This window comes from Sutterella faecalis, assembly GCF_006337085.1.
Lineage (GTDB): Bacteria > Pseudomonadota > Gammaproteobacteria > Burkholderiales > Burkholderiaceae_F > Sutterella > Sutterella faecalis.
On sequence record NZ_CP040882.1, the window covers coordinates 2,590,620 to 2,611,685 of the forward strand.

19 protein-coding genes are annotated in these 21,066 nt (G+C 57.3%); 6 read left to right on the top strand and 13 right to left on the bottom strand.

Going from position 1 to position 21,066, the window contains the following annotated elements; translation table 11 throughout:
* Positions 1–311 precede the first annotated feature (311 nt).
* Positions 312–1,640, bottom strand: a complete 1,329-nt coding sequence (locus FG381_RS10890) for an OmpP1/FadL family transporter (RefSeq protein WP_139688809.1) — start codon at positions 1,638–1,640, stop codon at positions 312–314.
* 396 nt (positions 1,641–2,036) lie between these two features.
* Complete coding sequence (locus tag FG381_RS10895) at positions 2,037–2,525, bottom strand: TIGR00645 family protein (protein ID WP_139688810.1); 489 nt, start codon at positions 2,523–2,525, stop codon at positions 2,037–2,039.
* A 158-nt stretch (positions 2,526–2,683) separates the two neighbouring features.
* Between FG381_RS10895 and ispF the strand changes: the two genes are divergently transcribed.
* The 6 genes from ispF to FG381_RS10925 all read left to right on the top strand — a co-directional run bounded on the left by ispF (position 2,684) and on the right by FG381_RS10925 (position 9,920).
* Positions 2,684–3,880 carry a 2-C-methyl-D-erythritol 2,4-cyclodiphosphate synthase gene (gene ispF, locus FG381_RS12855; RefSeq protein ID WP_139688811.1) on the top strand — a complete coding sequence of 399 codons (1,197 nt, stop codon included), beginning with the start codon at positions 2,684–2,686 and terminating at the stop codon, positions 3,878–3,880.
* Between the two features lie 148 nt (positions 3,881–4,028).
* Entirely contained in the window at positions 4,029–4,859 is an 831-nt protein-coding gene (locus FG381_RS10905) for an RNA methyltransferase (protein WP_139688812.1), read from the top strand.
* A 59-nt stretch (positions 4,860–4,918) separates the two neighbouring features.
* Positions 4,919–5,719, top strand: coding sequence for a serine O-acetyltransferase (gene cysE / locus FG381_RS10910; protein ID WP_139689208.1), 801 nt, complete (start codon positions 4,919–4,921; stop codon positions 5,717–5,719).
* A gap of 129 nt (positions 5,720–5,848) precedes the next feature.
* A complete protein-coding gene (locus tag FG381_RS10915) occupies positions 5,849–7,312 on the top strand; it encodes a radical SAM protein (RefSeq protein WP_139688813.1) in 1,464 nt (487 codons plus the stop codon).
* Positions 7,313–7,651: 339 nt separating this feature from the next.
* Positions 7,652–8,404: a MipA/OmpV family protein gene (locus tag FG381_RS10920; RefSeq protein WP_139688814.1), complete on the top strand. Its 753-nt coding sequence runs from the start codon at positions 7,652–7,654 to the stop codon at positions 8,402–8,404.
* Between the two features lie 337 nt (positions 8,405–8,741).
* Positions 8,742–9,920: a Fic family protein gene (locus FG381_RS10925; RefSeq protein WP_139688815.1), complete on the top strand. Its 1,179-nt coding sequence runs from the start codon at positions 8,742–8,744 to the stop codon at positions 9,918–9,920.
* Positions 9,921–10,080: 160 nt separating this feature from the next.
* On the opposite strand, the gene FG381_RS10930 is transcribed toward FG381_RS10925, so the two are convergent.
* The 11 genes from FG381_RS10930 to hutW form a co-directional block, all read right to left on the bottom strand.
* On the bottom strand, positions 10,081–10,740 hold the full coding sequence (locus tag FG381_RS10930) for an NYN domain-containing protein (protein ID WP_139688816.1): 660 nt from the start codon (positions 10,738–10,740) through the stop codon (positions 10,081–10,083).
* 252 nt (positions 10,741–10,992) lie between these two features.
* The gene (locus tag FG381_RS10935) at positions 10,993–11,898 is read right to left on the bottom strand and encodes an energy transducer TonB (protein ID WP_139688817.1); all 906 of its coding nucleotides are present in this window, start codon (positions 11,896–11,898) and stop codon (positions 10,993–10,995) included.
* Positions 11,885–12,325, bottom strand: coding sequence for an ExbD/TolR family protein (locus tag FG381_RS10940; RefSeq protein ID WP_139688818.1), 441 nt, complete (start codon positions 12,323–12,325; stop codon positions 11,885–11,887). Before FG381_RS10940 ends, FG381_RS10935 begins: the two co-directional genes overlap by 14 nt.
* A 12-nt stretch (positions 12,326–12,337) precedes the next feature.
* Positions 12,338–12,991 carry a MotA/TolQ/ExbB proton channel family protein gene (locus tag FG381_RS10945; protein ID WP_139688819.1) on the bottom strand — a complete coding sequence of 218 codons (654 nt, stop codon included), beginning with the start codon at positions 12,989–12,991 and terminating at the stop codon, positions 12,338–12,340.
* 62 nt (positions 12,992–13,053) lie between these two features.
* On the bottom strand, positions 13,054–13,557 hold the full coding sequence (locus tag FG381_RS10950) for a flavodoxin family protein (protein WP_139688820.1): 504 nt from the start codon (positions 13,555–13,557) through the stop codon (positions 13,054–13,056).
* Positions 13,558–13,579: 22 nt separating this feature from the next.
* On the bottom strand, positions 13,580–14,113 hold the full coding sequence (gene hutX, locus FG381_RS10955; protein ID WP_139688821.1) for a heme utilization cystosolic carrier protein HutX: 534 nt from the start codon (positions 14,111–14,113) through the stop codon (positions 13,580–13,582).
* A 51-nt stretch (positions 14,114–14,164) separates the two neighbouring features.
* Positions 14,165–15,679 carry an ABC transporter ATP-binding protein gene (locus FG381_RS10960; protein ID WP_139688822.1) on the bottom strand — a complete coding sequence of 505 codons (1,515 nt, stop codon included), beginning with the start codon at positions 15,677–15,679 and terminating at the stop codon, positions 14,165–14,167.
* Between the two features lie 16 nt (positions 15,680–15,695).
* Positions 15,696–16,478, bottom strand: coding sequence for an energy-coupling factor transporter transmembrane component T (locus tag FG381_RS10965; protein ID WP_139688823.1), 783 nt, complete (start codon positions 16,476–16,478; stop codon positions 15,696–15,698).
* The gene (locus FG381_RS10970) at positions 16,459–17,001 is read right to left on the bottom strand and encodes an MptD family putative ECF transporter S component (protein ID WP_139688824.1); all 543 of its coding nucleotides are present in this window, start codon (positions 16,999–17,001) and stop codon (positions 16,459–16,461) included. Before FG381_RS10970 ends, FG381_RS10965 begins: the two co-directional genes overlap by 20 nt.
* A gap of 107 nt (positions 17,002–17,108) precedes the next feature.
* On the bottom strand, positions 17,109–19,193 hold the full coding sequence (locus FG381_RS10975; RefSeq protein WP_139688825.1) for a TonB-dependent receptor plug domain-containing protein: 2,085 nt from the start codon (positions 19,191–19,193) through the stop codon (positions 17,109–17,111).
* Between the two features lie 64 nt (positions 19,194–19,257).
* Positions 19,258–20,946, bottom strand: coding sequence for a heme anaerobic degradation radical SAM methyltransferase ChuW/HutW (gene hutW, locus FG381_RS10980; RefSeq protein ID WP_139689209.1), 1,689 nt, complete (start codon positions 20,944–20,946; stop codon positions 19,258–19,260).
* Positions 20,947–21,066: the final 120 nt, after the last annotated feature.

Consider the following 21,066-nt stretch of genomic DNA (forward strand, 5'->3'; position numbering starts at 1 on the left):
GGCGAGCTGACGAGTGAACTTTCCGCAGTAGGCGATGCCGTAAGCACAGTACTTCCGGCATCGCCTCTGAAGGCTCTCGGCGTAGTTCTTTTGCCAACCTGCTTTGAGGTCGTTGACAGCGTCAAGCAGGCCTCTCCTCGGACTACGCGTTTGATCTCGATCACTGGTGCACTTTTAATGCGCGCCGAACGAGTAATCTGTTATATCTATAAGCTGATTATAGATTACGTAACATTAATTTAAACCCGCACAAGAAATGATCTCATGCGGGTTTGAAATCAGACGAGCATCAATCTCATCCGAGGACCGGCTTAGAAGCGGTACTGCATCTGAACGCCGAGGAGGTAGGCGTCAAGGTGACGGAACTTGCCGATCTGTTCGCCGTTGCTGCGAGGATCGTGGTTATAGAGCGAACGTTCATGTACGCCGTGCAGATGTGCAAAGCCGATATCCGTCTGGAAATCCTTCGTCCAGTGGAAGGAAGAACCAATCGCGAACCACCAGCGGTCAGCATCAGGAATAAGTGCCGTACGGGTCTTTGGGTCGCCGATGGCAGAAGTTTCATAGGCAACACCACCGCGCAACGTCCAGAAGGAATTCACGCGAAGGTCGTAACCTACAGAATAAAGGTAGGTATCGACCCAATTATTCTCGATGTTGGCAAGATTGTTGAAAACAGTGGACAAAAAGCGAATTTCATTTGCGGAGATAGCTCCACTTTGTCCAAGTGCTTGAAGTGTCCCACCGACTTTGGAACTGAGTTCCGGAGCATCGGTTTTGAGACTCTTGAAGCTAGACCAATCTGCCCAACGGAAGGTAGCGTAAAGGCTGAGGTAGTCGTTGACATCCCATGCTGCATTGAACATTGCCCAAGCCGGACCAGAAACCGTAACAGAAGCGTCATAGTCACCGCTCAAGCTGCCCATAGCACCCGCACCGCGTGTTTTGAGCGTTCCGTTTGTTTTGTGCTTCGTTTCAGAACGATACGACACACCAAATCGAACGTTCTCGACGGGTGCCCACATCATGCCGAGATTGAATCCCCAGGTAAATCCATCTGCCGTGTATTCATTATGGAGAGTGCCGTACTGTCCCATATTGACGCCGACGCCAAACTTCGCATCCACATACTGCAGCGCAAGACCTGCGCCAAAGGAAAGCGTATCGGTAGCCTTCCAGGCGAAATTCGGGTTGAAGTTGATGACGGTGATCTTGGCATCCGTACCAAGTTCCTGATGATTCCAATTAGAGTCATATTCAGTAGCAAGACCGTACGGAATCGTCAGGGCCAGACCAACCCACGTCGTGTCGTTGATCTGGTGCGAGATGTAGCCGTGCGGAAGAACTTCTTCGCTCGCGCGGCCGTTTTCCTTGGAGCCGTCATTGCCGACATACTCAAGATTGAGACCAACGCCCACAGCGCCCAGCTGAACCTGCGTGCCCGGATGAAGGGTCATCGTGGCCGGGTTGTAGTACATGCCCGAAACGTCGGTGCCGTCGACGCCGACGCCGGCGTAGGCGCGGCCGAGGGCGAGAGCGGACTGTTCAGTAAGCTGGAAGCCGGCGGCATAGGCCGTCGAGGCGAAAGCGGAAGCCACGGCGAGAGCCGTTGCCGCAATCTTGAGGTTCGTGCGGATCACGAGTATCTCCTGCGATCAGTTTGAATTGAGGAAATGCGTTCAGCGGACGCTCTCGCGCCCGCGATATATGTTTGGCAACGAATTTTGCGCGTCGGAAAAGCTCTATGGAAAATCAAAAATTAGGTGTATACCCGTATACAGATGGTTGGCCTCATGCATAAGGATGATCCCGATGGATTTCCCATTTTTAAGATTAACTATTTGTTTAGTAATGAAAATATTGATTTTGTTATTCTGTTTGGCGTTAATTGATTGCCGGAGAGCTCGGCGCGCATGAGCTAATCCGAAATAATTTTGGGAATCTGATGTGGAATTGCGACAGGCGCAAGAAAAACGGCCTGACGCTTTATGTAAAAGCGCAGGCCGTTTGCCTCAGGGACTGAACTTGCAGCCCGATCAGTGCCGCGAGAAGCGGTCGATGAAGGCCATCACGAGCGCGGAAAGAACGAATGTCAGGTGGATGATTACGTACCAGACGAGCTTGTCGTTCGCGATCTCCTGAATGCCCATGAAGATTCTGAGGAGGTGAATCGACGAAATGGCGACGATCGCCGCAGCCACCTTGTTCTTGAGGGAACCCGTATCGAGTTTTCCGAGCCAGGAGAGGCGTTCCGCATCCTTCTCGATGTCGATCGAGGAGACGTAGTTCTCATAGCCCGAGAACATCACCATCACGAGAAGGCCGCCCACGAGGCCCATGTCGATGAAGGAAAGAATGGCGAGGATCAGGTCGTTCTCGGAGAGTTCAAGCACATGCGGGAGCACATGAACGACTTCCTGGAAAAATTTGATCGCGAGAGCCAGAAGCGCAAAAGAAAGTCCGATGTAGATGGGGGCAAGGAGCCAGCGTGTGGCGTACATCAGGCGTTCGACGGTTTTTTCCATGGTGCGTGTTTGTTTTTTTGTTGGGGTCCAAAAAAGGGAAGAAGAGCTTAATACTTTCGACGGAGGCAAGGTGTAAACGAAGCGTGAAAATTCACGTCTCCGTTTGCCCGTTAGACTTGGAGCCTCTAATCCGGACTCTTCAATCAGGGACAGAAGGAATGCCAGACGACAAGAAAGCCCGCATTGCGGCGCTGATTCCCGCGGCAGGCGTCGGACGCCGTATGGGAGCGGGGATCCCGAAGCAGTACATGGATATTGCGGGCGAACCCATGCTTCTGCAGACCGTCCGCGCGCTCGAGCGCGTTTCGCGCATTGACGCCATTTACGTGGTGGTAAGTCAGGAGGACGCCTGGATCGACGAAACGGCAAAAGCGTTCGGTCCCCGCGTGAAGGTCCTTCGGGCGGGCGGTCGCGAGCGTGCCGACACGGTATTGGGGGGGCTTATGGCTGCGAACCTCCCGGGCGACGCCTGGGTGCTCGTGCATGATGCAGCGCGTCCCTGCGTGAGGCCTTCGGAAGTGAATCACCTCCTGGATGAGGTTTTAGGCGACTCAAGCGTCGAAGGCGGCATTCTCGCCGTTCCGATGGCCGATACCGTGAAGCGCACCGACTCGCGGCGCAGAATTCTCGAGACCGTCCCGAGGGAAAATCTCTGGCGCGCGGCGACGCCGCAGCTCTTTCGCGCGAGAACGCTGATGAATGCGCTGCAAAGAAGCACGGAAGGCGTTACCGATGAAGCGAGCGCCGTTGAGCGGCTCGGCCTTCCCGTCAAGGCCGTTTCCTGCCGCTCAGCCAACATCAAGGTCACGCAGCCCGGGGATGAAATCGTCGCCGGCCTTATTCTTGGAGAGAAAAACATGACGATTCCCAATATCCGCGTGGGTCAGGGATACGATTCGCACCGTCTGGTCGAGGGGCGTCCCCTGGTTCTGGGCGGCATCACGATTCCCTTTGAAAAGGGCCTTGACGGCCATTCTGATGCCGACGTGCTCCTTCATGCCATTACGGATGCGGTGCTGGGCGCTTCGGCGCTAGGCGACATAGGAACGCACTTTCCGCCCTCGGACCCCAGGTGGAAGGGTGCGGACAGCGCGAAGCTCCTCGCGGCAGTGATGGAGCTCGTGCGCGCAGAAGGCTGGACCCTCGTCAATATCGATTCCACCATCGTGGCCGAACGCCCGAAGATCGGCCCCCACATGAAGGCGATCCGCGAGAGCGTTGCAAGAACCCTCGGGATCGATATGGAGCGCGTGAGCGTCAAGGCAAAAACCAATGAAAAAATGGATGCCGTGGGGCGCGAGGAGGGCATGGCGTCCTATGCCGTGGCGCTCCTCATGAAGACGCCTCAGGGTTGACTTGATTAAACCTCCAAGGGTTTTCACCTATTTCGCTGAAGGCATCCTAAAATGAGCGCTTCAGCTTCTTTTTGAGATTTGGGCAGAGAGGCATTGGATGCTTTGCTGCCCCGGGTCTCTTTTGATTTCTTCTCTTTCACCCTTCGAAATGCAGCAGACGCCCGAGCTTACCCGACGCGTTCGATTCGTCCTCTGTGAACCCGCTCATCCGGGCAATATCGGCTCGGCCGCCCGAGCCATCAAGACAATGGGGTTTCGCGACCTGAGGGTTGTGGCGCCCCGCGAGCCCGGCTACCGCACGCACCCGGAAGCCGTTGCGTATGCGACGAGCTCCATCGATGTGCTCGAAGCTTCGCGCATGCATGAGACGCTTGCCGACGCCCTCGAAGGCGTTACCTTTGCCTGGGCGCTCACGGGCTACGACCGCGAATACGGTCCGAAGCTCTCGCCCATGCGGGAAGCTGCCGGGAAGGCGACCGCCTGGCTCGAACAGATGGAAGGCGACCTTGCCTTTGTTTTTGGTACCGAGCGAAGCGGCATGACGAACGAGGAAATCATGCTCTGTCAGGGATGCGCGGCCATTCCGGCCGATCCCCAGAGCCCGAGCCTCAATCTTTCCCAGGCCGTGCAGATTGCCGCCTACGAAATGCAGATGGCGCTTCTCGCAGCCGAAGGAAAGGAAGGCGAGCTCTACGACTGGCAGGGTCGCTTTGAAAACGATGAGCCCGCGTCGAGCGAGTCGATCGAAGGGTTCTACGGGCACTGGGAAAAGGCGATGGAAGCCTGCGGCTACCATGATCCCGCCAATCCCAGGCACCTGATGGACATGACTCGGCGGATCTTCAGCCGTTCGGGGCTCTCGAAGAACGAACTTGCGCTTCTTCGCGGGATCTGCGCCGCCATCATCCAGCCGAAGAAGGAGCGGATCGGAAGCAAAACGAAGGCTCAGTCCGCCCGCGCGTCCGAATCCTCCGACTGACCCAAAACGCCTAAAAAGAAGCGAACTATTTTCTTTCAACGAAGGTCAATTCAATGTCGATTATCAGTGACGCCAGGGAACTTATTGAAACCATCCGGGAAAAGGATCCGGCAGCGCACAGCACGCTCGAAATCTTCTTTTCCTATCCGGGGTTTCATGCGGTGGTCATCCACCGCGCGGCGCACTGGTGCTGGCTTCAGGGGTGGGAGAGCTTCTCCCGCTGGGTCTCCCACGTCGGGCGCTTCCTCACCGGCATTGAAATTCATCCGGGCGCAAAGATCGGCCGCCGGGTCTTCATCGACCACGGCATGGGCGTCGTGATCGGCGAGACGGCGGAAGTGGGCGACGACTGCACGATCTATCACGGGGTGACGCTCGGCGGAACGTCCCTCACCAAAGGCGCGAAGCGCCATCCGACGCTCGAAGAAGGCGTCGTGGTGGGCGCGGGCGCGAAGGTGCTCGGCTCCTTCACCGTTGGTGCCGGCGCTCAGATCGGTTCGAACGCCGTCGTCGTGAAGCCCGTTCCGGCGGGTGCTGTTGTAGTTGGCGTGCCGGGTCGCGCCACGTGCCCCAAGACTGCAAAGAAGCCCGGGTGCGAAGAGAAGACGGCGGAAGAGAAGCCCAGGGAATCGGAATTCCACGCGTATGGCGTGAGTGCCGGCGACCGGGATCCGTACGCGGTTTCCATCCTTGAGCTCGTTCGAGTGGTCGAAGCTCAGAGCGCGGAAATACGCAGGCTCTCGGGTGAAGTCAAGGCGCTTGGCGGAAAGGCTGTCGACGATGTGGCGGATTTTGACCGTTCAAAGCTTTGGACCTCGGCGCGAAACCATAAGAGCGAGGACGGGAAGGCCTCGCAGTAATCCGGGAATTCCCGGTCGCGCGCATTGGGCGCGTCAGGCAAAAAGAGGTGCGCTGACGGACTGGGAGTGCTAATCTTACGCAAAAGAGAATTATTCTCATTTGCGATTAAGATTTTTCCCACTCCTGCCATGTCTGAAGTCGTCTCTCATCCGCTCGCCCGTCCTACGTCCGAAACCGCGTCCTTTGACTGGCGCGCATCGCCTTCGTCCGATCCCCGCAGATTGGCATTCGCGGATGCCGCTGACGGCGCGTCTTCGGAAGTCCCTGAGCGTCAGGTGCTGACAGGAGCGGCCGCCGACGAAGAGATTGAGAATCTTCTTGACCGGACGCGCAGAGGCAAAGCTGTTGCGGAAATCCATGTGCCTTTCTGCGAAACGCGCTGCGAAGGATGCGGCTGCTGGCAGAACGACTACCGTGAGCTTGAGAGCAGCCGATACGCGGATGCCGTCGTGCGCGAAATGCGTCTCTGGAGCGGCGAGCATGCGCAGTCGGGTACGCCCATTCAGGCGCTTCGCATCGGGGGCGGCAATCCCACGGCGCTTGAGCCCGTGGACATTCTGCGCATTCTTTCCAACGCGAGACGAATTCTTCCGCTTGCGAACGACTGCGAAATCGAATTTGATGCCCGCGTGCATCACTTTACCGAGGAAAAGATGGAGGCCGCGCTTGCGGGCGGCGTCACGCGCTTCCTTCTTCCCGTGAGGTCCTTCAACACGGCCGTGCGGCGCGCTGCGGGACGAGTGGAGGATGCCCATGCGGTCGTGAAGACGCTCGAGCGCCTTCTCTCCTACGACGAAGCGAGCGTTGCGGTTGAACTTAATTACGGTTTGCCGGGGCAGTCGCTGGAAGTCTGGGAAAGCGATCTGAAAACCGCTTCCTCAATGGATCTCGACGGCCTTACGCTTCGTGCGGCGGGCGAGCCCGAATTCCCGGCCGAAGCCGAGAAAACCTTCCGCGCGGCTTCGGATGAGCTCCTTGCATCCGAGCATGCACTCGCCTTCGAGCTCCTGCCCGGCGAAGGATGGGAGGCGCGCTCGGCGCTCGGCTGGGGACGCTCGGAGCGCGAACGGAGCCTCTACCGGTCGCTTGCCATGGGCGACGCAGACCGGCTCGTCTTCGGGTCGGGCGCAAGAGGCCGTCTCTTCGGGCGCGAATACCTGATCGAACCCGAACTCGACAAGTGGCTCGGCGCCGTCTATTCAGGCCGAAGGGCTGTGCGGGAAGTGACGCTTCCCAGACCTTATTGGCGCGCCGCAGCGCTCCTTGCACAGGGGATTGCCGCAGGGCGCTTCTCCATCACGCGTACGGAACGTGCGGGCGGCGTCATGCTGGGCGGCATCCTCGAGCCGCTCCTTGACAACTGGCGTGCTGCCGGTCTCATCAGCGGCAAGGGCGACTGGATACGCCTCACGGAAGCGGGCGCCTTCCATCAGTTCCGCCTTGCGGGCGCAGTCAGAAATTATGTCGAGAACATGACTTCCGAGCTCGTGGAGCTTCCCTATATTTCTTCCGTCCGGCAGTTCCCGACGGTTCCTCTCATGGCGGAAAGCGACTGGCGCTCGGCCGAGGCTTCGCTCGCGGCAGCGAGCTGACGAAATTCAGCCCTCGCCGAAAGCAGTTTTTCCGAAGCACTTTTCTTCAGAGCTGCGGGCATTGCGGCAACAGAGTTTCCTCTCGCCGCAATGCCCGTTTTTTTGCGTTCGAAGTCTGCATATCTATTTCTTCTCTTGCTTAGCGGCATCGTGCAAGTGCGTTCATCCAGCTTACCGGGCAAGGAGCAGGGGGAAACATTTGCTTGCATCTCATAGAGTGAACAAGCGTTCAAACCGATGCGCGGTCGATATGATTTCGGTCCGTCTTGCTTAAAGACGCATGATTAAAAAATCAATATTTTCAATGCGCTCTATGGCGCTTTGTGAGACCAGAAAAGAATGAAGAAGACCTTTGTTTCAGGGACAGTTGCGCTGATGCTCGCCGCAGCCGCGGGTGCAGCCGCTGCGGGGAGCTTTTCGCTCGGCGCCGCGACTTTCGTCAATTTCCCCGTTTATAAGGATGCGGATCCGCAGTGGTACCCGCTTCCGGTGGTTCAGTACGAAGGCGATCACTTCTATGTGAACGGCATTGAGGGCGGCGCTTATCTCTTTAAGCAGGGCGGCCATAGCCTGAGGCTTGGCGTGAGCTGGATGCCGATGTACTTCAAAACGGACCGCTCCGACAACGCCGCCGTGAGGAAGCTCGACGACCGCAAGACGAGTCTCGCGGGCATGCTTTCCTACCAGTGGGCGGGGAACTTCGGCAAGATCTCTGCCGGCATAAAGGCAGATGTTCTCGGCGAATCGGACGGCGTTCTGGTGGGCGCGGATTATTCGTACGACTTCCGCTTCTCGAAGCTCGTCGTCACGCCTTCCATCGGCGTTCTCTGGGCCAACGACAAGTTCAACGACTACTACTTCGGAATTTCGAAGAACGAAGCGGCCAGGAGCGGCCTCGATGAATATCATCCCGACAGCGGCCTTGCCTACACCGCAGGCGTGAAGACCTCCTACGCGATCGACAACCACTGGGTGGCGTTCGGCACGGTCGGGGCCATGCGTCTTTCCGACGAGGTGAAGGACAGCCCCATGACCGAGAGCAGCGCCGTCAACTGGACGGTCGGTGCCGGCATCATGTACCGCTTTGATTGACGCCTGATCGCAAGGATTTCTGAAGCAGCAAAAAGTGCTCTCCGGATTGAGTTTCGGAGAGCGCTTTTGCTTATGGGAGGCTGGAGGCTCTATTGGAGCGTAAAGACCGCCGGAACGGATACTGTCCTGGCTTTCGCGAGCGGAAGCTTGATGCCGACAAGTCCGTCGGTCGACTGGATCGGGGACATCTTCAGGCTTATCTTCATCGATGATTCTTAATATTTAAAGTTTCATTCTAAAATTTAATAACGATGCAAGTAATGACAGAATAATTAAAGAAACATAAAAATTCTTTAATTATCATTAAGCTTCTTTAAATTATCGAGATTGAATCCCTGTGATCAGCAACAACCCGAGATCCGGCTTCATTCGCCAGAACCAGGCCGGATCCCAGGCTTATGGTTCTTTCGTTCCGGCGTCACTCCCACCGAATCCCGCCATCCAACTCGATGACGAGCTGATCGGACTGCTCCTCGAAGCGAAGACAAAACTGGCCTATCTCAAAGGAGCTGCGAGGCACATTCCCAATATGGAGAGGTTCCTTGCCATGCATGTGCGCAAGGAGGCGCTCTTCTCGTCCCAGATCGAAGGTACGCAAGCCACGCTTGACGACATCCTCGACCCAACGCTTGTCCATGCGTGCAATCGCGACATTCTGGATGCGGTGGACAATGAGCAGGCAGTTTTATTTGCCGTGAAGCAGCTCCAGGACGTTCATGGGCTTCCCTTAAGTCTTCGGCTTCTTCGGGAGACGCACAAGGTACTCCTCAAGCATTCGAGAGGACAGGACAAATCTCCCGGAGATTTTCGACATTCCCAGAATTGGATCGGACCGACCGGCTGCTCGCTTCGAGAGGCTTCCTATGTGCCTCCCAACCCGGACGACATGACGCAGGCGCTCAATGCCCTGGAGTTGTATCTGCATGCACCGGATGCTTTAGACCCGCTGATACGTGCTGCGCTCATTCATTATCAGTTCGAGACGATTCATCCATTTTTAGATGGCAACGGTCGCATCGGGCGCCTCTTGATCCTGCTCTTTCTTATCGATCAGAAGGTCATTGATGCCCCTTACGTTTACATCTCGTATTTCCTTAAAATTCAGCGTACTCAATACTACGAACACCTGACTTCTGTTCGTGAGAACGGAACTTACGAGGAATGGGTGAAGTTTTTCCTTCGGGCAGCCGGCGAGGCTGCTCAGAATGCGATTGAGAGCATTGAAAAGCTCTCCACACTCGCTGCGGCTTGTCGAGAAAGGATCCTTTCGGGCGTTCGCGGGACCGCAGCTCGTGCCAAGCTGGAGCGGTTTCTGAGTTACCTCGAAGGGGCGCCGATCATTGAGATCAAGCGCACGGCGAATGATCTGGGCTGGAGTTTTCCGACCACGTCCAAATACGTAAGGATCTTCTGCGAGGCCGGCATCCTGAAGGAAATATCCGGGAGGTCGCGAGGACGGGTATTTGCGTTTGAAGACTATCTCGCTGTTCTTCGGAAAGACATGCAGCCGCTATGAGAGTCGGGCAGACACAGCTGCAGCTCACTATGACTAAAAAAACCGGATCCAAACCATGAAAGGCCGCAATCCAGGATTCATGGCAGAGCGCGTCGACGACCAAAAGAAAACTATGAATGGGCAACGCGGACTTTAATGCCCGCCTGAGACAGAGAGAAAGTCAATGCTGCACTAAGACGTCTTTTGGTAATAAGTCGAAAACGTAATCTGCATGCTCTCTAACCACATCCTTGATGCGGTGACCAAGAGGAACGACAAAAACTGTTGCACCTTCTCTTCTTGCGAATTTCATTGCTGGTACAAAGTCGCTGTCACCAGTAACAAGAACCAATATCTGGGCGATATGTTTCAATGTTAATGCTGCCATGTCCATACCGATTCGCATGTCCACACCCTTTTGCGAAATCCGAGGCCGAAGGTCATCAGCTTTGATAGTTAACTCCGATTGCTTTGTATTAAGGAGTTTGAGAGGAATTCCCCAACCTTCAAAGGACAACTCGCCTGCGCGGACCGCGAAAAAAGGTTCCTGTCGGATTTGTGATAACAACTGCTCTTGTCGTTTAGCGGTGGGAGAGATCGAGAAATCGCGGACCCCTCCTTGTAAAGGAACAGTTTCTTTGCCCTGAAAGGGAAGAGCATCGTAATAATAAATTCGATGTAAATGATGCTCTGCAAGCAGTGGGTGCGATTGTAGTGACGTCACCAAAGCTCGAACTTCATTTAATCCCATAGGCTGGGCGGCTGAACCCAACTTATGCTTCAGAAAACCAGCATCAATCAGAATCGCGTAATTCATAGGCACAAAAAAAGGGCGCTGCATCGGCCGGGAATCTAGTTCCCTGTTACATATCGCCGATGGCTGGCCCGTTTCTTACTGCGGGTAATTATCACCTAAAGTCAATGGTCTCGCAAGAGAGCATGTCAGAAAAAGGATGTTCAGGTATCTACGTGTTCGAAATAAGGGATAAAAGATGACTTGCAAGAAGATTCACGCAGGGCGAAACCGTAAATAACAGAAACGGCGCGAAACAGAAAGAAGGAGTTTCGCGCCGTTTGCGGAAAGAAAGAGAAGCTATTTCAGCGTGAAGACCACCGGAACGGATACCGTCATGGCTTTCGCGAGCGGAAGCTTCATGCCGACGAGTCCGTCGGCCGCCTGGAGCGCCGCACGGTTGAGAAGCACCGAATTGTGCTTTTCACCCACGGCAACCGAGCGGACCACGCCGTTTTCGTCAATATCGACGGTAAGAACGACACGGCCTTCAATGCCTGTCTGCCGGGCGCGTCTCGGATAGCGCTTATGCGCTTCAATTTCGCGCACGATGAGGGCAAGCGCTGTGGACTCGTCGCCGAGCGCAGCATTTCCGCCCGCGTTCGATACGCCGCCGGCACCGCCCGACGCAGCAAGACCATTGGTGCCCGTTGAGGCTTCGGAGGGCGCCTCATCAGCAGGCTGAGGCGCTTCAATCACAGGCTTCGGAGCCGGCTTCACCGGTTTGGGAGCAGGCTTGGGCGCAGGCTTCGGTACGGGCTTGGGCTTCGGAGGAGGTGGAGGCGGCGGAGGTTCCGGTTCTGGAGGCGGCGGCGGTTCGGGCTCTGGTTCCGGCTCCGGTTCGGGTTCAGGCTCCGGTTCCGGCGGGGGAGGCGGAGGCTCAACGACAGGTTCGGGTTCCGGTTCAGGCTCAGGTTCCGGCTCGGGTTTAGGGGGCGGTTCGGGCTTCGATTCCACCTCGAAGGTGCTCTCGTCGGCCGTATGCTCGATCAGCGGTTCCTCAACCTTCGGCTTCTCCTGAGGGTCCTCAATGCGGCGGAATTCCGTCACGGTGACGCGCTCGCGCAGAATCCCCTCGGGGAGACTCGGCACCGCAATCACCTTTTCGACCACATCGAGGCCTGCAGCGAGCACGGCCGCCACTGCCGCAGCAATGACGGAAATGCGTGCCGCCCGGGTGGCAAAATGGGACTCACCGCTCGCCATTGCCGCCCTCTTCAGCTGGCTCAGCAGGCGTCGAACCCGGATCGCGCGTGCTGATGACGAAGCGCCCGGCGCGCTTTACCTTGGCAAGGTCGAGCACCTTCACGAAAGCGGCAAAAGGCGCCTTTTCATCCATGTAGATGTTGAGGAGCTTGTCCGGATCCGCATCAAGCCGAAGGGAGAGTTCGTCAAGGGTCACCGGGTCGGTATTGACCGCATAGGTGCCGTCCGCCTTGACGGAGAGAAGAATTTCATTCCGCTCGTGGCTCGTCTCTGCATTCTTCGCTTCCGGGAGAATGATTTCCAGTACCGGACGAGAGAAGCTCATCGTGAGGACGAAGAAGATGATGAGCATGAAGAGACAGTCGATCAGAGGGGTGAGATCGATCTGGGGCTCCTCGTCAAAGCCGTCGAAGAAGCTCGAATTCATGGCGCGCTCCTCTTAGAGACCGGAATTTTCGTCGGCGCCTTTGGCGCGCTTCGCCCGGATCTTTCTCATCACTTCGAGCGCGCGGTAGCTGTGCTCGATCGCTTCAATATGAAAGCCCCTGAATTTGAGCATCAGGTAGTAGTAGCACATGAGGGTCGGGATCGCGACCGAGAGACCCATGATGGTGGTGATGAGCGCGGACCAGATGCCGGAAGCGAGGATCTGGGCGTTGGCGTGCGTGACGTCGCTCATGCTCTGAAAGACGTCGACCATGCCCCAGACGGTGCCGAGCAGGCCGAGAAGCGGGGAAACGACGGAGATGAGCTTCAGCCAGCAGAGACCGTTCGTGACGCGCTTGAAGTTGCGGTGAAAGAGGTAGCCCACTTCGGCGCGGATGTCGTCGGAGTGTTCGCCGTGCGTGGTGACGATTTCGTAGATGATGCGGATGAGCGGATTGGCCTTGTTCGGATCCACGAATCTCAGGCACCGTTCGTTGCCGCGTTCAAGATCAAGAAAGTCGCGGCGGAAATTGCGCCAGACGGCCGTCATGTAAATCAGCTGCCAGACGGCAAGGTAGACGGCAAAGAGGGCTACAAAGACAAGCGCTACGCCGGCCGGACCGATCATGGAATAGATGTAGGCGAGTCTGTCTGCTGAGAGTTCCATTTTTATGTTTCCCCTTCTTCTGCTTTGCCCCTCCGGGAGAAGGAGGGGCATCGAGGAGATAATCAGTTGAAGAATTGCTGCCAGGCCTTGACGGCGTCGATCGTGTCGAGGCGGTCGGGATGGTGTTCCGCGGCCTTCCTTCGGGCTTCGCGTTCGGGGGAGACTTCGCCGCCCATCATGGCCGACATGTGCGCGAAGAGTTCCGGGTCAATCCTGCCCTGGCAGAGGAAGGTGCCGGCGAGCTCAGCGTCGGGCGCGGAAGCGACGAGCGCTTCCGAGGTCTTCTTCATCCATTCCTGAGCGCGTTCAGCCTTCGGGTCGCCGCCCATCGTCGCAAAGCAGGCGATTTTCTTGCCGGCAAGCTTCGGAGCGACAGCCTTCGTGTCTTCCGGGGCCATGCCGCGGTCGCACCAGAAGAAGAGGCCGACGGGATTAAAGCCGGAGAGGTCCTCAGGGAGCTTCTCAGCCGTGGTGAGAAGCGCGTCCGGGAGGCTGTCCGCCACGGCATGGGCGATGACCCGCGTATTGCCGGTTTTGGAACTCACAATCAGAAGGGGCTTTGTCATTTCTTTTCGTCTCCGGAAGGAATCAGGCGCAGAACTTTTCGCGGTCGGCGAAGAACGCGGTCTTCACCGATTCGATGATCTGGTGGTTTTCGCGGCCTGCGTAGACGGAGAAGCTCACGCGGCCTTCGGCGTCAAAGAAGAGGACGGAGAGCGATTCGCGACCCATGAAGGGCATCGTGACGAAGGCGGCAGCCTTGATTTTTTCGTAGGCAATGTGGCCGCCCACAACCGCATCCTTCGCGAGGATGTTGTAGTAGCCCATGGCGCGCTTGCCGGTTGAGAGCTTTGCCGCGATTTCAAAGACGTGGCCTTCGTGGGTGATGAAGAGCGTGACTTTGTCCCAGGCAGCAAGCGCTGCCCAGACTTCGTCGAAGCGCTCGGTCATGTCGCCCGACACAAAGGAGACGCGGTCGGCGGGAAGACGCCGGGCGGCTTCGAGTTCGGTCATGCCGAGCTTGCTGGCAATGGAAGAGACCGTCACCGGGAACTTCGCGTTCATGAGTTCGTTGATGGTTGCGGCTTCGGCTTCCGTGGGGGTGATGCGTTCAATCGTCATTTGGGTTTCAATCCATGGGTATGAAAGGGGTTGGAAATGGCGCGTGCCTTATCAGGCATGCGCGTCGGCAATCGGGTTCTGGGGCTGCAGATCTCTCATCCTCAGCGCCCGGTCGCAGATGCCGAGGAGTTCGAGGTCGTGCGTAATGAGAAAGACCGCGCGACCGCGGGCGGCTTCATCCTTGAGGAGCTTTGCGATGCAGGCCATGTTGGCGCCGTCAAGCCCTGAGGTGGGTTCGTCAAGAATCAGAATGGCGGGGTTCTTCACCAGCGCGCAGGCGATGACGACGCGCTGCTTTTCGCCGCCCGAGAGGCTCTGCGGGTGTCGGCCCGCAAGATGCGTGAGGTTGAGGCTCTTCAGAATCTCATCGGCGCGCCGGATCTGGCTTTCGGAGAGCTTGACGCGCGCAAAGCGCTGCCAGAAGCCCTTTCTGGCGTTGAGCGCAGCAATGCCCGCTTCCATCGCGCAGATCACTTCCTCGCGCACGGTGCGCATCTGAAGCTGATGGTCGGCGTTCTGGAGCACCAGCCCCGAATGCGGCATGAGGCCGCCTTCGCCTACGGCGCTGCCGCAGACGGCAAACGACCCTTCGGCCTTGTTGAGCCCCGTGAGAATGCGGGCGAGCGTGGTTTTGCCCGTGCCGTTGCTCCCGATCAGGGCCGTGACGCCTGCCGGTACTGCAAAGGACGCGTCCGTAAAGACGGGCTTTTCGGGCGTATAGGCAAAGGACATGCGGTTTGCGGAGAAGACGCTCTGCGACTCCTCCGCTTCAGGAACCGTTTTCCCAAAGGCAACGTCAATGGGCGAAAGCGTTTCGCGGGGATCCGGGACATCCGCCCGGCGAAGTCCCCAGCGGGCGCGCAGAGCGTCGTTTCTGAGCATTTCCCAGGACCCTGACGCTTCAATCCTGCCCTTCGACATGACGATCACTTCGTCTGCAACGTCCTTAAGCCAGTAGAGACGGTGGTCGACGACGAGAATGGCCGCGCCTTCCTTTTTGAGTTCGCCCATCGTGACAGCAAGCGACTCCGTCGCTTCCGGGTCAAGATTGGCGCTCGGCTCGTCGAAAATGAGAACGCGGGGGCCGAGCGCAAGAATGCTCGCGAGCCCCACCTTCTGCTTCTGGCCTTCGGAAAGCTCGTGAATGTCCTGCTTGAGGAGGTCCGTGATGCCGAGCCTGTCGGCGGCGGCAAGCACGCGCTCTTCAATCGTTTCGGGAGCCACGCCGCGGCTTCTCAGGGCAAAGGCGATTTCGTCGCCGACGTTCAAGGCGAAGAACTGCTCTTCAGGATCCTGAAAGAGCGTGCCCACATGTTCGGCGAGTTCGGCGACGGGCGTTGCAGAAACATCGCACCCGGCAACGTTCACGGAACCGATTACTTTGCCGCCGTAGATCTGCGGGCAGAGGCCGTTCGCGAGCCGCATGAGCGTCGTTTTGCCGCAGCCGGAGGCGCCCGTCACGACCTTGAGTTCGCCCGCGTGAACCGTGAGCGAGATGTTTCTCACGGCCTCTTCAGAAGTGTTCGCGTAGACGTAGGAGACGTTTTTGAATTCAATCATCGGCATCGAAATCGTCTCCCGATTAATGCATCATGGTGATCTTGGCGGCCCAGATGTGGCGGAGGAAGATTTCCGCAAGGACCGTGAGGACGGTAAAGACGAAAAGGAACGAAAGCACACGCGCATCGATCGTCTTCATCGTGCGGCCGTCGGTGCGCATCGTGCGCTTCGTCGTGCCGAGGCCCTTCAGCTCCGAGGCCACGCCGAGGGTTTCGGACGACTTGAGCGCACGGAAAAGAATGGGGGCGAGGATGAGGCGCGCGCAGAGAAGCGGACGGCAGGTCATCATCACGGGGCCCACGGGCCAGCCGCGGATGCGAAGCGTCTCCCAGACCTGACGAATGTCGTTCGTGAAGGTCGGGATGAAGCGGAGCATCACCGCGGTCGGGAGGAAGATGCAGAAGGGAAGGCGAATGCGCTCGAGCGTTGCAAGGAGATCCTCAACGCGGGTCGTCATCGCAAGCACCATGACGACATTCATCATCGAAAGGCCGCGCATGAAGGGAACAAAGAGTGCGCGCAGCGTGATGCCGCCCATGGCCGGAAGCCACTCTTCAAGCAGAAGACCGAAAAGCGCGGCAATCGCCATCATCACAGCCATGAGGCCGTAGAGAACGGCGAGGAGCCCCGGGCGCTTGAGGTAGAGCGCATAGACGAGGGTTGACGCGAAGATGACGATCTGAGAAATGACGCCCGAGCAGGCAACGGTAAGAATGGCCACGACGAGCGTGACGGCAAGCTTCGTCCTTGCGTCGAGGAATTTGAGCACGCTCGAGTCGGCGCCTTTAGCGAACAAAGCCCGCATGCTTGAGTTCTCCAACAGTTTTCCAGCCGAACCAGAGGCCGAAGAGGGATCCGAGGTAGCCGCAGGCGACGATCGGGATGATGATCGTGATGAGTGCAGGACTCTCACGCATGAAGAGGTAGGAAACGCCTAGCGACAATCCTTTGCTCATGAGGTCGTACATGCCGACCGCCACCCAGGGGGCCCAGCGCTTGCCAGCACCGCCGGTGAGCCAGACCGCGGCCTCGCCGATGAGCGCAGCGGCGAGCGCCGCCGGGAGAAGCGTGAGGCTGCCGCCCAGAAGACAGACGCTCACGATCATGGAAATGATCGTGAAGAGAAGGAGCGTCCCCCATTTCGGAACCTTTGTGAGGAGAACAATCATGAGGGTCGTGTAGACCAGATTCTTCGCGACGAGTCCGATGGGATTCATGCCGCCGCCCGCCAGGGCGATGAGGAGGCTTGAGAGCTTTGCCGCAGCGGCAAAAACGCCGATGAGGACGAGCTCGCGCGCTTCCCAGTAGCGTTTGATGGGGGGATTCATCGTGAGGCACCCACAGAGGTTTCGAAAGGGGAGAGGCGACCACAGTCCCTGCGGTCGGGAAAACCGCAGGGACTGGGATCAACACTCAACAGGACATGAGTGTCTGGTTAGAAGCGGGCGTTCAACTTCGCAGCAACGTAGCGGCCGGGCTCGTAGATGGAGGTCGAATCCTGGTACTTCTTGTCGAAGACGTTGTAGAAGCCAAAATCAGCCGAGTACTGCTTCTGAGCGCCGAAGGACACGCCGGCAGTCAGATTGAAAGTCGTGGCGCCGCCCAGGCGGTAGTCCTGTTTGTGGCTGTTTTCCTCGTATTCGCAGGCCGTCTGGCTGTGCGCATACCAATCCGTGCGCAGGAGATAGCCGCCGAAGTCGCGGTTCCAGCGAACGCCGTAGCGCGCCCAGAATTCCGGCGTACCGGTCTTGTAGGTCTTGAAACCGACTTCATCTTCATACTGGCGGCGAACCCAGGTCAGATTGGCATAGGGTTCGATGCCGGACTGCTGGATGTTCCAGCTCGCAGCAAGCTCAATACCAAAAGACTTCGCTTTCGCAACGTTCTGATACTGACTGACACTTCCTTTCTTAACGGTAGTGATGTAATCGTCAAAGAGACTGAGGAAGGCTGCGCCGTCAAGGACAATGCCGCCATTGACATGGCGGAAACCAAGTTCGAAGTTGTCGGACGTTTCTGGCTTGAGATCAGGATTGTTATAAGTTGTGCCTGAACTGCCCATATTCGTCGGAATGTAGAGCTCCTGAAGAATCGGAGAACGGAAGCCCTGCGCCCAGGATGCACGGAATGTTGTGTTTTCAACGCCGTTATAAAGTACGCCGAAATTGAATACAACCTTATCGTCGTGTCGTTTTTCAGCATCGTTATGGCTATCAAGTTCTGGAACGCCGCCTTGATGCTGGCCGATCATCGGATTGTTTACGTCGGAATGGTAGGTCTTATATGTACTGTTAGCATCCATCTCCGATTTGACATACGTGTAACGTGCGCCGTAATTGAAGATGAAATCGCCATACGTTGATTCCATTGCCGCAAAAAGAGCGTGCGTCTGAGAATTCCCGTTGTAAGGGGTATGTTTGTCGTAGGTATATGAAGGTTGTAACGCCATCATCGTAGTGATCGTGGTGGACGTGGCGTCAAGCTTGTCGTATTCGAATTCGTAGCCGGTAATCAGGTAATGGTTGTCGCCGAGCTGCCAGTCGGTTTGAGCTGAAAACCCGTACTGGTCAATCGTATTGTCCGCCATCGGCATAGTATTGATCACATTGGGAACAGGCACAAAGTTCGTCATCTCCTTCTTGCTCTTCTGATAGAAGGCATCCAGGCGAACGCGGACCAGGTAATCGTTGATGTTCTTCGATTCCGAGAACATGCCAAACTTCGTACGCTTCCATTCTGGAACATGTACGTAGAAGCCAGGATTCGTTACGTCGATGGAATCGAATTCGTGGTCAAAATGGTCAACGGTGAAGCCGACCTGATTGTTTTCATTGATGTCGTAAGCAACGAAAAGATTGGCCGACTTGGATTCAAAGCCGGTTCCATCGAGATCGCCGACGGGCGTGCTGAGCTCGTTGCCCTTTTCATAGGCAGCGCCCAGGCGATAGTGCCAGCCATTCGCCTGCCCTGAGAGCGAAGCCGAAGCCTGGGAGCCATTTGAAGAGGTGTCTCCGCCAAGAGAGACATCCGCCTGGAAGGCTTTTTCACCCCCCTTCTTGGTAATGATGTTGATCGCGCCGCCGATGGCGTCGGAACCGTAGAGAACCGAAGCAGGTCCCTTGATGACTTCAATGCGCTCAACCATGGACGGGTCGATGAGCATCGGCGAGCCGGACATGGATTTATGTTCAGCGATTTTCTGACCATCAATCATGACGAGCGTGTGGAAGGCATTTTCACCGCGGATGCCGACGCGTTTGATGCCCTGGCCGCCGTCATTATTGATGCGAACGCCGGGGATGTCTTTCAGCAGCTCGCCGATCGTGCGGGCTTCAGAGCGAGCAATCTCTTCAGCGGTGACAACCGAAACGGACATATTGACGTCCATGAGTTCCTTCTCAACGCGGCTAGCCGTCACCTTGACGTCTTCCGTCGTGACATCAGCAGCCTGTGCTGTACCCATGGAAAGAATTGCCGCGGAAAGAGCGCTCGCGAGCATGCAAAGTTTCTGTGCTTTCATGATTGATATCGGGTGGTAGAAGTTTTCTTGGTTTTTCTTTTTGGGGTGTTTGGTACCGGATTCCTCAGGCCAGATGCGCGGGGGCTCCGGGATGTTTGGCCTGAGCCTTTGACTTTGCAAAGCCCATAGGATCCTTGAGAAGCGCATCGACTTCCTCAGGCTTGAGGTCCTCAAGAATGCAAAGAACATCCTCGCGCTTGACGCCTGTTCCCATGTGATCGAGCTTTTCCTGCGGCATGTCCTTAAGGGCCGAGATGAGCATCGGTCGCGGCATCATGCGGGCCATGTCGCGAATGCTTGAGGGAATGCGGGAGATCATGGCGGCGAGCGACTCGAGCGTGACCGGGCCCTTGCCCATTTGCTTCATCGCGTCGGGCGAGCCCATGTCCATCGGCATGCCGACGGGCTCTGCTCCCGGGAGCATGGGTTCGAGCCAGTTCATGAGGAGCTGCGCGAGCGTGACGTGCCAGTACTGGCCGGCAACGGTCTGGTAGTACCACTCGCCCTTCTTGACGAGGAGGCCCGCTTCAGCCCACTGCTTGAGGAGTGGTGCGGCCATGCCTTCGAGATCGACGTTGCCGAAGGCGCGGCTGATTTTGGCGAGGCTGATGGAGCCCGATTCCATGTCTGCGGAAATCGTGCGCAGGAGGTGCCAGTTGGGCTTCGGCGCCATGAGGAAGGCCGCGGGCTTTTCGCCCTTTTCGAGGATCGCGTAGTAGTCGGCGAGCTTCCTTTCCATCATGAAGGCGTTGCCGAAGAGGCGTCCGCCCGCGCCGCACCCGAAGGCGAGGCAGTCGCAGGCGCTCTTTCCCAGTGCGTTGTAGATGTTGCGTTCGCGGGTGCTGTTGGCCCAGTGGTTGTTGGAGAGCCGGCGCCAGTTCTGGTCCGTGAGGTATTCAACAGAGCGCGCGAACATGTCGGCTTTCTGCGCCTGACCGGCGGCGGCAGGGAGCTTCCCGTTCGCGATGTAGCGCGCAAGCGGCGACTTTTCAAAGACGTTGAGCTGATAGCAGTCGATGCCGTCGAGCGGAAGGCTTGCCGCCGTTTTCAGGTCGTCCTCCCAGATCTCCATCGTCTGGCCGGGGAAGCCGTAGATCAGGTCGAGCACCACGGCGGAGTCGTCGTAAGAGCAGAGCTTGTCGAGGCGCTTCAGAATCGTTTCGCGGTCGTCGACGCGCTGCACGGACTGGCGGACCTTGCTGTTGAAGGTCTGAACGCCCAATGAGAAGCGGTTGACGCCGCCTTCAAGCGCCGCCTCCATCTTGGCGTCGGAGAAGTTGTGGATGCGGCCTTCGAGCGTAATTTCGCAGTCGTTCGCGAGCGGCAGGTACTTCTTCAGGGCGCCGAGAACGAGACGAAGGTCATCGGGAGCAAAAGCGGTCGGGGTGCCGCCGCCGAAATAGACGGCATGGACGGGGTAGGCCTTCTGCGATGCCTTGTCCGACCACATTTCGATTTCGCGAACGAGCTTCTTCGCATATTCGTGAACCGCTTCTTCCTTGTAGGGGTTCTGATAGAACATGCAGTAAAGGCACCGCGTTTCGCAGAAAGGAACATGGATGTAGGCAAGAGACTTCGCCGTGCGGGGCGTCTCCGAAAGTTCAAGAAGGCGCTTTCTCGCGTCCTCGCCGAGAAGGGGCATTCCGCCCGGTCCTGAATGGATGGCGGCTTTGGCCTTAAAGGCATTGTGAAGGGGATCTTCGGCGTTCGCGAAGAAGGCTTCGGGTGCACGGGATTTCACCGCCTCGTTCATTTCTCGCGCTCCAGCCTCGAAGGTGGAGGGGGCTTTGGCGGATGCACCGGAAGGATGATTCATCATGACTGACCGCTCGCGGGGTAGGTCTCGCTCCTGGAAAGCCTTGCGGTGGAGGCA

What these genes read in the sequence shown, in the direction of transcription:
- hutX (WP_139688821.1), bottom strand. Translation starts at nt 14,113, where the DNA reads ATGACGATTGAACGCATCACCCCCACGGAAGCCGAAGCCGCAACCATC.
- FG381_RS10920 (WP_139688814.1), top strand. Translation starts at nt 7,652, where the DNA reads ATGAAGAAGACCTTTGTTTCAGGGACAGTTGCGCTGATGCTCGCCGCA.
- FG381_RS10970 (WP_139688824.1), bottom strand. Translation starts at nt 17,001, where the DNA reads ATGAATCCCCCCATCAAACGCTACTGGGAAGCGCGCGAGCTCGTCCTC.
- FG381_RS10960 (WP_139688822.1), bottom strand. Translation starts at nt 15,679, where the DNA reads ATGCCGATGATTGAATTCAAAAACGTCTCCTACGTCTACGCGAACACT.
- hutW (WP_139689209.1), bottom strand. Translation starts at nt 20,946, where the DNA reads ATGAACGAGGCGGTGAAATCCCGTGCACCCGAAGCCTTCTTCGCGAAC.
- FG381_RS10915 (WP_139688813.1), top strand. Translation starts at nt 5,849, where the DNA reads ATGTCTGAAGTCGTCTCTCATCCGCTCGCCCGTCCTACGTCCGAAACC.
- FG381_RS10940 (WP_139688818.1), bottom strand. Translation starts at nt 12,325, where the DNA reads ATGAATTCGAGCTTCTTCGACGGCTTTGACGAGGAGCCCCAGATCGAT.
- FG381_RS10975 (WP_139688825.1), bottom strand. Translation starts at nt 19,193, where the DNA reads ATGAAAGCACAGAAACTTTGCATGCTCGCGAGCGCTCTTTCCGCGGCA.
- FG381_RS10930 (WP_139688816.1), bottom strand. Translation starts at nt 10,740, where the DNA reads ATGCAGCGCCCTTTTTTTGTGCCTATGAATTACGCGATTCTGATTGAT.
- FG381_RS10965 (WP_139688823.1), bottom strand. Translation starts at nt 16,478, where the DNA reads ATGCGGGCTTTGTTCGCTAAAGGCGCCGACTCGAGCGTGCTCAAATTC.
- FG381_RS10935 (WP_139688817.1), bottom strand. Translation starts at nt 11,898, where the DNA reads ATGGCGAGCGGTGAGTCCCATTTTGCCACCCGGGCGGCACGCATTTCC.
- FG381_RS10945 (WP_139688819.1), bottom strand. Translation starts at nt 12,991, where the DNA reads ATGGAACTCTCAGCAGACAGACTCGCCTACATCTATTCCATGATCGGT.
- ispF (WP_139688811.1), top strand. Translation starts at nt 2,684, where the DNA reads ATGCCAGACGACAAGAAAGCCCGCATTGCGGCGCTGATTCCCGCGGCA.
- FG381_RS10895 (WP_139688810.1), bottom strand. Translation starts at nt 2,525, where the DNA reads ATGGAAAAAACCGTCGAACGCCTGATGTACGCCACACGCTGGCTCCTT.
- FG381_RS10950 (WP_139688820.1), bottom strand. Translation starts at nt 13,557, where the DNA reads ATGACAAAGCCCCTTCTGATTGTGAGTTCCAAAACCGGCAATACGCGG.
- FG381_RS10905 (WP_139688812.1), top strand. Translation starts at nt 4,029, where the DNA reads ATGCAGCAGACGCCCGAGCTTACCCGACGCGTTCGATTCGTCCTCTGT.